Raw genomic sequence first — 8,393 nt, 5'->3', positions numbered from 1 at the left:
TCAAGTCAATCCGATACCGCTTCTTCGACATACGGGCCCCATGAATCGGCCCGCGACACGGCGAGAACCGATTGGCTGCGGGGGACGCAGTGCTTAGCATGACAACACTTCCGCCTTTGGTCGATACAAGGGACTAGTGGGACCTCTGAGCGCCATCCGGAGAGCGGGGACGTTCTTTCCGATGTTTCCGTTACGGCCTTGGCAGGCAAAGCCTGCCAAGGCCGTAACGGAAACATCGGAAAGAACGTCCCCGCTTGACCGCTTGAGGTGCAGCCAAGCGTGCGCGTAGGTTGCCCGCGGCGAAAGCGGCGAAGGGCAACACCCCGCCCAGTTCCCCACGCGGCCCCCGAGCCCCAGCCGAGCCATTCCGCCCGGCCTGTGCCCAGCCCCGGCGACGCGTGCTCACGAACGAGAAGCGAAGCGGCCCATCCCAGGCGTTCCGCGGTCCCGACCCTAGATGCTAGGCAGGATCTCCGCCGTCTCTTCGATCATGCGCAGGGAATCCGGGTCGATGTCCCGGAACTCGAGGCCGATGTCCAGGGTGATCGGATCGGTTTCGATGGCCCAGACGACTTCGCCGACCGCGACGATCGATTGATTGCCGACGTTGAAGGTGACGCGGATCGTGTCGCCCAGGTCGAGTTCGCAACCGACCGCTTCGAAGCGGATGCCGCCGGTCGAGACGTCCCGGCCGATCGCCAGTTGGTCGTTGTTGTCGACGTGCGCGAACGAGATGACCTGGTCGGTCGCGATCCGCGGATACTTGCGACGGTCGGCAGCCTTTCCCATGGCTTGTCGGCTCCTGGAGTTAGCGGGCACGTTGCGCACCCGTGAGGACCTGTTCGGCGTAGAGGCCCGGTCGCTTGAGGAAGCCCTGCAAACGCTGTTTTACCCCCGGGGGGCTTGCTGGAAGGGCAAGGCGATGCGAGGGTTCAGCCCCGATGGCGGACTTCCACCAGACTGGCGTGATCAGCACCCTGCATCGGCTGGGGCGAGCCGATCTGCAGCGCCTCGAGCGCGACCTGGCGACCCATGGAAACGACCGCCCCGTAGCGCTGGTCCTGCCGTGCCTTCATTCGGAGCTGAAGGACGTGGCCCTGAAGGGGATCGTCGATCAGTTGCGAGGGGTCGATTACCTGGAGCAGGTGATCGTCAGCGTTGCGGGCACGAGCTGTCGGGAAGACTACGACGAGATGTGCGATGCCTTCGAAGGGGTTCGCACCCGTCACGGCGAGCCGGCGACCTTGTTGTGGAATGACGGCCCGCGCCTTCAAGAGCTCTACCGGGTGCTTCGCGAAGAGGGCCTCGACGCGGGGCCGGCGGGGAAGGGGCAGGGCGTGTGGTTGGCGTTCGGCTACGTGTTGGCGGCCGGGCGTTCGCGCGTGATCGCGCTCCACGATTGCGACATCCGCGACTACGACCGGGAACTGTTGGCTCGGCTCTGCTTCCCGATTGCGAACTCGAACATGAACTACGAGTTCGTGAAGGGCTACTACGCCCGCGTCACGGATCGGCTCTACGGGCGCGTGACCCGGCTCTTCATGACGCCGTTCCTGCGCGCCATGAAATCGGTTCTGGGCCCGAACCCGCTGCTCGAGTTCCTCGATTCGTTCCGCTTCCCGTTGGCCGGCGAGTGCGCGATGACGACGGATCTGGCCCGGTCCATCCGGATCCCCAGCGATTGGGGCCTCGAGGTCGGTGTGTTGGCCGAGGTCTATCGCAACTGTTCCCTCAAGCGGATCTGTCAGGTCGAGCTGACGGAGAACTATGACCACAAGCACCGGGAGCTCTCCGCGCGCGGCGAGGATGCCGGGCTTCACCGGATGGTCACGGATATCGGGACCGCGTTGATCCGGAACCTTGCGAGCTATGGCATCGAGTTCGACGCAGGCTTCCTCAACACACTCGGGGCCGCCTACGTGCGCATGGCCCAGGACGCGGTGGCTCGTTATTCGGATGATGCTGCGCTCAACGGCCTGGCTTTCGACCGCCATGAAGAGGAGGTCGCCGTGGAGACCTTCTCGAGCGCACTGCGCGGGGCGGGCCTGGGCTTCGTTCGCGACCCCCTGGGCGCCCCGCAGATCCCGAATTGGAATCGCGTGACGTCCGCCGTGCCCGAGATCCTGGACCTGCTCCGAGAGGCGGCCGAGAAGGACAGCCAGGCCTGAGATTGCTATCGAACACCCGAGGGCGACCGGTCACTCCGGTCGGGGGGAGGCGCATCCATGCAGATTGGTGAGGTTCCCCTCGGGGACGGGGCCCCGCTGGTCTTGATCGCTGGTCTGAACGTCGTCGAGACGGAATCCACCGCGTTGGCCGCTGCTGACAGGCTGGCCGCCGTGGCCGAGCGCCATGGCTTCCCGATGATCTTCAAGGCCTCGGTGGACAAGGCCAACCGTTCGAGCCTGCGCTCCTACCGGGGGCCCGGCTTCGACGAGGGGCTGCGGATCCTGGCTCGGGTGAAATCCGAGACCGGCCTGCCTGTCACGACCGACGTCCACGAGCCCGGTCAGGCGAAGCCTGCCTCTGAAGTCGTGGACTGCTTGCAGATTCCGGCCTTCCTGTGTCGGCAGACCGATCTGGTGGTGGCCTGTGCGGCGACCGGCAAGCCCGTGAACATCAAGAAGGGCCAGTTCCTCGCTCCGGAGGATCTCCGCCTTGCCGTCGAGAAGGCCGATACCGGCGGGACCGGTGGCGCCTTCGTGACCGAACGCGGTGTGGCCTTCGGCTACCACGATCTGGTCGTCGATATGGAGGGCCTGGCGGTGATCCGCGAGTACGCCCCGGTCTGCTACGACGCGACCCACTCGGTGCAGCGGCCCGGCGCAGGTCTGGAGGCCAGTGGCGGCAATCGCAACATGGTGCTCCCGCTGGCGCGAGCCGCGGTGGCCGTGGGCATCGACGCCCTCTTCGTCGAAGTGCATCCGGATCCGGACGGCGCGCCGTGTGACGGCCCCAGCCAGATCGATTTCGAGACCTTCGAGCGCCTGCTCATCGAAGCACGCGCGATCGACGACGCACTGGCCGCCACACGCAGCTAGGCGGTCTGGCCAAGCCGCCGAGGACGAGGGGAGGGCGCCCGATTGCTCCATCGCTACAGCGAGGTGTTCCGGGGCCTGTTGATGCTCTCGGACCTTTTGCTCGTCGCGGCGTGCTGGGGCGCAGCCTATTGGGTGCGCTTCTACGGCGGTCTTCCGGTGCTCGACGGCTGGAACCCCCAGGAGTACGTGTTGGCGCTGGCGGGCATCCTGCCCGTGGCCTTCTTCACGTTGCGTGGTCGGGGCCTCTACGAGCCCAGGCGTACCGGTTCGCTGATTCGCGAAATCGCCGCCGTGATCGGGGCCATGACGGTCACCCTGGTGGTGATCCTGGCAGCCGACGCCATCTCGCGGACCTTTCTCTCCCGAACCGTGATCCTGGGCTTCTGGGGAAGTTCCATCGTGACCATCGTCGGCGCACGCCTGATCGGACGCGGTGTACTCCGGCGCCTGCGCCGCAAGGGTTACAACCTTCGTTATGTGCTGCTCGTCGGGGCGGGACGTCTCGCCCAGGAGACGATCGAATCGATTCACGGCCATCCGGAGGCGGGCCTGCGGGTCATCGGTGCCCTCTCCGATGATCCTGGCCAGCAGGGTCGCACGCTTCAAGGCGTGCGGGTGCTCGGGCCCTACGCCCGTGTGAAGGCGGCGCTGGCCGAGCGCACCGTCGATCAGGTGGTGATCGCGCTACCGAGGGAAGACAGCGATCAGCTCGAGAAGATCCTGGCCGAGCTGGACGAAGAGTTGGTCACGGTGCGGTTGATCCCCGATCTCCTGCATGTCATGACCCTGCGCTCGTCGGTCGAGGATCTCGACGGCCTGCCCGTGATCAACCTGCGACAGGGGCCGCTCGTCGGTTGGGCCGCGCTCCAGAAGCGGGTCTTCGATACGGTCGTGAGCTCCCTCGTCTTGTTGGCCGGAAGCCCCGTGTTGGCGGTGATCGCGCTCGGGGTGTGGTTGAGCAGCGGACGGCCGATCTTCTACCGCCAGGAGCGCATGGGGCTCGACGGGCGGCTGTTCCACATGATCAAGTTCCGCAGCATGCGCCCGGATTCCGAGGCCGGTACCGGCGCGGTCTGGGCCTCCAAAGGCGATTCGCGAGTGACGCCCCTGGGCGCGTTCCTGCGCAAGACCAGCCTCGACGAACTGCCCCAGCTATGGAACGTGCTGCGCGGCGATATGAGCCTGGTCGGGCCGCGTCCCGAGCGCCCGGTCCTGATCGACCAGTTCAAGAGCGAGATTCCCGGCTACATGCTCCGCCACAAAGTGAAGGCTGGCATGACGGGCTGGGCCCAGATTCACGGCTGGCGGGGCAATACGTCGCTCCACGAACGCGTCGAACACGACATCTACTACATCCAGAACTGGTCGCTGACGCTCGATCTCCGCATTCTCGCGATGACGGCCTGGAAGGGCTTCATCAACCGGAACGCCTACTAGCTGGGAAAGGGACGCCGTGAGCAGGGAGAGCCGGCGGGAGGCAGGGCTTGCCGAGCTGGCGGACCTCGTAACGCCCATGGCGATTCGCGTAGCCGCCACCCTTCGCCTTGCCGACCTCGTTGCCGACGGACTCGACACGGCCGAAGAACTGGCAACGGCGGCAGAGGTCGATGCGGTCGCGCTAGGGGGTGTCCTCCGACATCTCGCAACGGCCGGCATTCTGGAGCGCAGCGCGGCCGGTCGCTACGTCCTGACGCCTCGTGGCACGAGCCTTCGGGACGCCGATCCTTCGGGGCTCCGGGCCTCACTCGATCTCCAGGGGCCGCTCGGAAGGGCAGAGCTGTCGTTCGTGCATCTACTGGAAGCGGTTCGCACGGGCCAGGCGAGCTTTCCGCTGCTCTACGGGCATCCATTCTGGCAGGATCTCGCCTCCGACGCGGATCGTACCGCTCGCTACGACGAGCAGATGGGCCGGGACGTCGCCGGCTGGGCTGTGCAGGTAGTTCCAGCCTATCCGTGGGGTTCGTTGGGGCACGTGGTGGATGTCGGAGGCGGCGACGGGACACTTCTGGCGGCGCTGCTCGGCTCGGATGCGTCCTTGCAGGGAACGTTGGTCGACCAACCGCAAACGGTGGCTGCGGCGCGGGAGACGCTTCGGGCGGCTGGGCTCGAAGAGCGAAGCGAGGTCGTCGCGGGGAGCTTCTTCGAACCCCTCCCGCCCGGCGCCGGCGGCTATGTGTTATGCGCCGTCCTTCACGATTGGAACGATGAGGCTGCCGTCGCCATCCTGCGGCAGTGTGGCGAAGCTGCGGGCTCGAGCGGCCGCGTTCTCGTGATCGAGAAGACCGGCGCCGACGGGGAATCTCCCCGCACGGACATGAACCTGCGAATGCTCGTGTACTTCGGCGCTCGCGAGCGCGGGGTCGTAGAGATCTCGGAGTTGGTCGCGGAGGCGGGGCTGCAGGTCGCGGCCATCCATCCCGCCGGAGAGCTGTCGGTCCTCGAGATCGGGCCGGCGTGAGGGGCCGATGAACGTTCACGAGCCCAGGAGAGCGAGTTCCTCATGAACGAGCCGACGGTCGCAGTCGCACAGGCCCATTCGGTTCGAGGAGAGATCGGTGCGAACGTCGAGCACCACGCGCGGCTGGCCGAAGCCGCGTCCTCCCACAGCGCTCGGTGGGTCGTCTTCCCTGAGCTGTCGCTCACCGGCTACGAGCTGGATCTTGCCGCGGAGCTGGCCTTCTCCGCGACTGACGAACGGCTGAAGCCCCTGCAGGAGGTGGCCGACGCCACGCAGACCATCCTCGTTGCAGGTGCACCCGTTCGTCTCGCTTCGGGCCTGCATATCGGAGCTTTCGTGATCGAGGCCGGCAGGGAGACCAGGCTCTACACCAAGCGGCACGTCCATTCGAGCGAGGCGGGTGTGTTCGTGCCCGGCAACCTCGATCCGTTGATCCAGGATGCTGGACATTCGGCGGCGCTGGCGATCTGCGCAGATACGAGCCATCCGTCCCATGCAGCTGCGGCGGCTGAACGCGGCGCAACCCTGTATCTGGCGGGAGTCTTCGTTTCACCGGAGGGAATCCACGCTGACAGCGAACGGCTCGCGGGCTACGCACGCGAGCATTCCATGTTGGTTGCAATGGCGAATGCCGGAGCCGGAACGTCGCGCCTCGAATCCGCGGGCCGCAGCTCCGTGTGGTCTCCGGAGGGGACTCGTATCGCGCATTTCGAAGGGCTCGGGGCCGGCGTGGCGGTCGCGCGCAAGACCGATGCGGGATGGATCGGCGAGAGCTTCGCGTTGTAGCCGAGCGCTGAATGCCAGTCAGAAGGTGCCCGCGTCGGCAGCGAAGGCATGCCCACCTCTGGACTACGGGAGGGTGCCGGGCCGGTAGCGACGCACGTAGCGTTGGCGGTGGGTCTCGAACGCCGGGTACTCGCCGACCGGCTCGAAGAGATCGTCGCGTTCGACGAGTGCCAGCGCTTCCGGGATGCGGTGTTGCAGCATCTTGCGGCGGCCGTAGTTGATGAAGAGCGCTTTCCCGCCGCCGTCCGCCTCTTCGATGATCGCTTCGAGCTCTTCCGGCGTCGAAGCGGTCCTGCCGAGCGGGTCGTAGAAACACAGGCAGCCGCCGAGACCGACCGTGAGGATGTCTGCGTTTGCGGGATTCTCGGGGTCGAGGGTCGGGCGTGTCGCGAGTACCGAATCCCGCGATGACCCGATCGGCAGCTCGATCAAGGCCCGCCGGGTCGGATGACCCACCGTGAAGAGCAGACCACCTGCGCTCACCGCGATCAGCGCGGTTGCGATCCGGGCTCCGCGGCCCGGTGAAACATGAAGCGGGAGCAGGATTCCGGCGCCGCTGAGGAGCGCAGCGCTCGTCAAACCAAAGACGAGATACTGATGATAGATGAACGAATTGGTGATCCAGGCCCAGGCAAGTGTGAGAGGTGCGGCCAACACGAGAAGGGCAGTAAACCTCGCCGTCCGCCCGCCGTGGCGAATCAGATGCACGACGCCCGCGATCATGACCAGGAGGATCACGAGGGTCGCGGCGTAGACGACGGTGGGAAAGGTCGCGAGCTCACTGAATGCGCCGGCGCCGGCCAGCTGCCCATTCCCACGGCCCGGCGGGGTGCCCGTCAGGAAGAGGTTCCCGAGCTGCTCCATCCAGCGCCCGGAGAAACGCATCGATTTGCGCGCCATGTAGCCCGAGAGTTGGATCAGGTTCGGCGTCATCACCTGAAAGAAAGCCATCGCGCCTAGCAATGCCGTTACGCAAATTCGTTTGGAGACTTCGGGGAAAGGAGGGCCACCGTCACGGGTCCGCCACCATTCGGCGAGCAGCCAGAGGTTCGTCAGACCTACGAGCAGGAAGACCGCGGGATAGGACCAGACGAGCAGGAACTGAAGAGCGCCAAAAGCCCCGAAACGCTGCCAGCTGGCGTGTTGGAGCATCTTCCAGGCCGCGGACCAGTAGAGCGGCAGCAGGAAGAGCAGCAGCGAATAGCCGCGGCCAGCGCTCGCAAAGCGCACGTACCAGGGATGTGCGACCAGGAGCCATGCCGCGAGCACTCCGGCCCATGGAAGTCCGATGCGCGTGGCGAGCGCCGCGAGCGCCGGCAACGCGAGCAGTCCGAACAGGAGGGCCGGCGCGCGAAGCGCAACCTCGATATCGTCTTCGGGCCGGGACACGCCGGCGATGCGGGTCGAGATACGAGAAACGATCGAGAACGGCACGTGGTTGTTGGGCTGACGGTAGGCCCAGAAGGTGTCCCGCCATTTGAGCTTGTCCCAATCGAGGGTTCCGTCCTTCTCGATCTCGTACTGGCCGAGGATCGAGCGGCGCGCGCTGTACTCCTCATCCACCCAGAGCGAGTGATCCATCCGAGGCCAGGTCTGAAGGAGCAGGGCGAGCATGGCGGCGCCTACGAGGATGCGCCGGGCGAGGACATGGCGAGGTTCGGGTTCCGCAGAAACCTCGCGTTCGGGCAGGGCGAGGGGGCCGAGCCAGAAGCGGGCGCAGAGGCCCAGGGCCAGGATCAACACGAGATTGCCGAGGGATGCGAGCCAGACGAAAGGCATCGCGTCCCGGGGCTTCACGCCTTCGCCCAGTTGAACGCGATCCCAGGATCCGAAGCTCCAGGGGTTCTCGCCCACGACGAGATGGATTGCGAGCAACAGCGCCAGCGCGCCCGCCGCGAACCGGACACGTCGGAGGTTCCTGGTGAGATCGGCCGGCGACATGGGCGGGTTTTAGCAGAGCCGGGCCTCAAGTGTTGGCGATCACGAGAAACCGTAGAAATCTGATCATCTAGCCGTGGTCGCGCGCGAGTGCTGGTTTCTCGTCAGAACGGCGAATCGGTGTCGGTCGGATCGGTGTCGAGTTCGCGATCGAGAGCCGCGAGGTAGTG

The 8,393-nt window shown here is 66.0% G+C and carries 7 protein-coding genes; 5 read left to right on the top strand and 2 right to left on the bottom strand.

Translation table 11 applies throughout. The features are described 5' to 3' along the window. Positions 1-453 precede the first annotated feature (453 nt). On the bottom strand, positions 454-789 hold the full coding sequence (locus GY937_28145; protein ID MCP5060586.1) for a PilZ domain-containing protein: 336 nt from the start codon (positions 787-789) through the stop codon (positions 454-456). A 152-nt stretch (positions 790-941) separates the two neighbouring features. On the opposite strand from GY937_28145, the gene GY937_28140 reads away from it, so the two are divergent. The 5 genes from GY937_28140 to GY937_28120 all read left to right on the top strand — a co-directional run bounded on the left by GY937_28140 (position 942) and on the right by GY937_28120 (position 6,285). After that, positions 942-2,168 (top strand): glycosyl transferase, encoded by a 1,227-nt coding sequence (locus tag GY937_28140; GenBank protein ID MCP5060585.1) that lies wholly within the window; start codon positions 942-944, stop codon positions 2,166-2,168. A gap of 57 nt (positions 2,169-2,225) precedes the next feature. Then, complete coding sequence (gene kdsA / locus GY937_28135; GenBank protein MCP5060584.1) at positions 2,226-3,041, top strand: 3-deoxy-8-phosphooctulonate synthase; 816 nt, start codon at positions 2,226-2,228, stop codon at positions 3,039-3,041. Between the two features lie 42 nt (positions 3,042-3,083). After that, positions 3,084-4,478 (top strand): undecaprenyl-phosphate glucose phosphotransferase, encoded by a 1,395-nt coding sequence (locus tag GY937_28130; GenBank protein MCP5060583.1) that lies wholly within the window; start codon positions 3,084-3,086, stop codon positions 4,476-4,478. A gap of 76 nt (positions 4,479-4,554) precedes the next feature. Next, positions 4,555-5,499 carry a methyltransferase gene (locus GY937_28125; protein MCP5060582.1) on the top strand — a complete coding sequence of 315 codons (945 nt, stop codon included), beginning with the start codon at positions 4,555-4,557 and terminating at the stop codon, positions 5,497-5,499. A gap of 42 nt (positions 5,500-5,541) precedes the next feature. Continuing rightward, positions 5,542-6,285 carry a carbon-nitrogen hydrolase family protein gene (locus GY937_28120; protein MCP5060581.1) on the top strand — a complete coding sequence of 248 codons (744 nt, stop codon included), beginning with the start codon at positions 5,542-5,544 and terminating at the stop codon, positions 6,283-6,285. A gap of 63 nt (positions 6,286-6,348) precedes the next feature. On the opposite strand, the gene GY937_28115 is transcribed toward GY937_28120, so the two are convergent. Beyond that, positions 6,349-8,226 (bottom strand): hypothetical protein, encoded by a 1,878-nt coding sequence (locus tag GY937_28115; protein MCP5060580.1) that lies wholly within the window; start codon positions 8,224-8,226, stop codon positions 6,349-6,351. Positions 8,227-8,393 lie beyond the last annotated feature (167 nt).

The organism is bacterium (genome assembly GCA_024228115.1).
GTDB lineage: Bacteria > Myxococcota_A > UBA9160 > UBA9160 > UBA6930.
The sequence above is the reverse complement of the archived record's forward strand: the minus strand, read 5'-3'. Positions and strand labels throughout refer to the sequence as shown.

Excerpts from the sequence above, each read along its gene's own strand:
- GY937_28145 (MCP5060586.1), bottom strand. The coding sequence starts at position 789 with ATGGGAAAGGCTGCCGACCGTCGCAAGTATCCGCGGATCGCGACCGAC.
- GY937_28140 (MCP5060585.1), top strand. The coding sequence starts at position 942 with ATGGCGGACTTCCACCAGACTGGCGTGATCAGCACCCTGCATCGGCTG.
- kdsA (MCP5060584.1), top strand. The coding sequence starts at position 2,226 with ATGCAGATTGGTGAGGTTCCCCTCGGGGACGGGGCCCCGCTGGTCTTG.
- GY937_28125 (MCP5060582.1), top strand. The coding sequence starts at position 4,555 with ATGGCGATTCGCGTAGCCGCCACCCTTCGCCTTGCCGACCTCGTTGCC.
- GY937_28120 (MCP5060581.1), top strand. The coding sequence starts at position 5,542 with ATGAACGAGCCGACGGTCGCAGTCGCACAGGCCCATTCGGTTCGAGGA.
- GY937_28115 (MCP5060580.1), bottom strand. The coding sequence starts at position 8,226 with ATGTCGCCGGCCGATCTCACCAGGAACCTCCGACGTGTCCGGTTCGCG.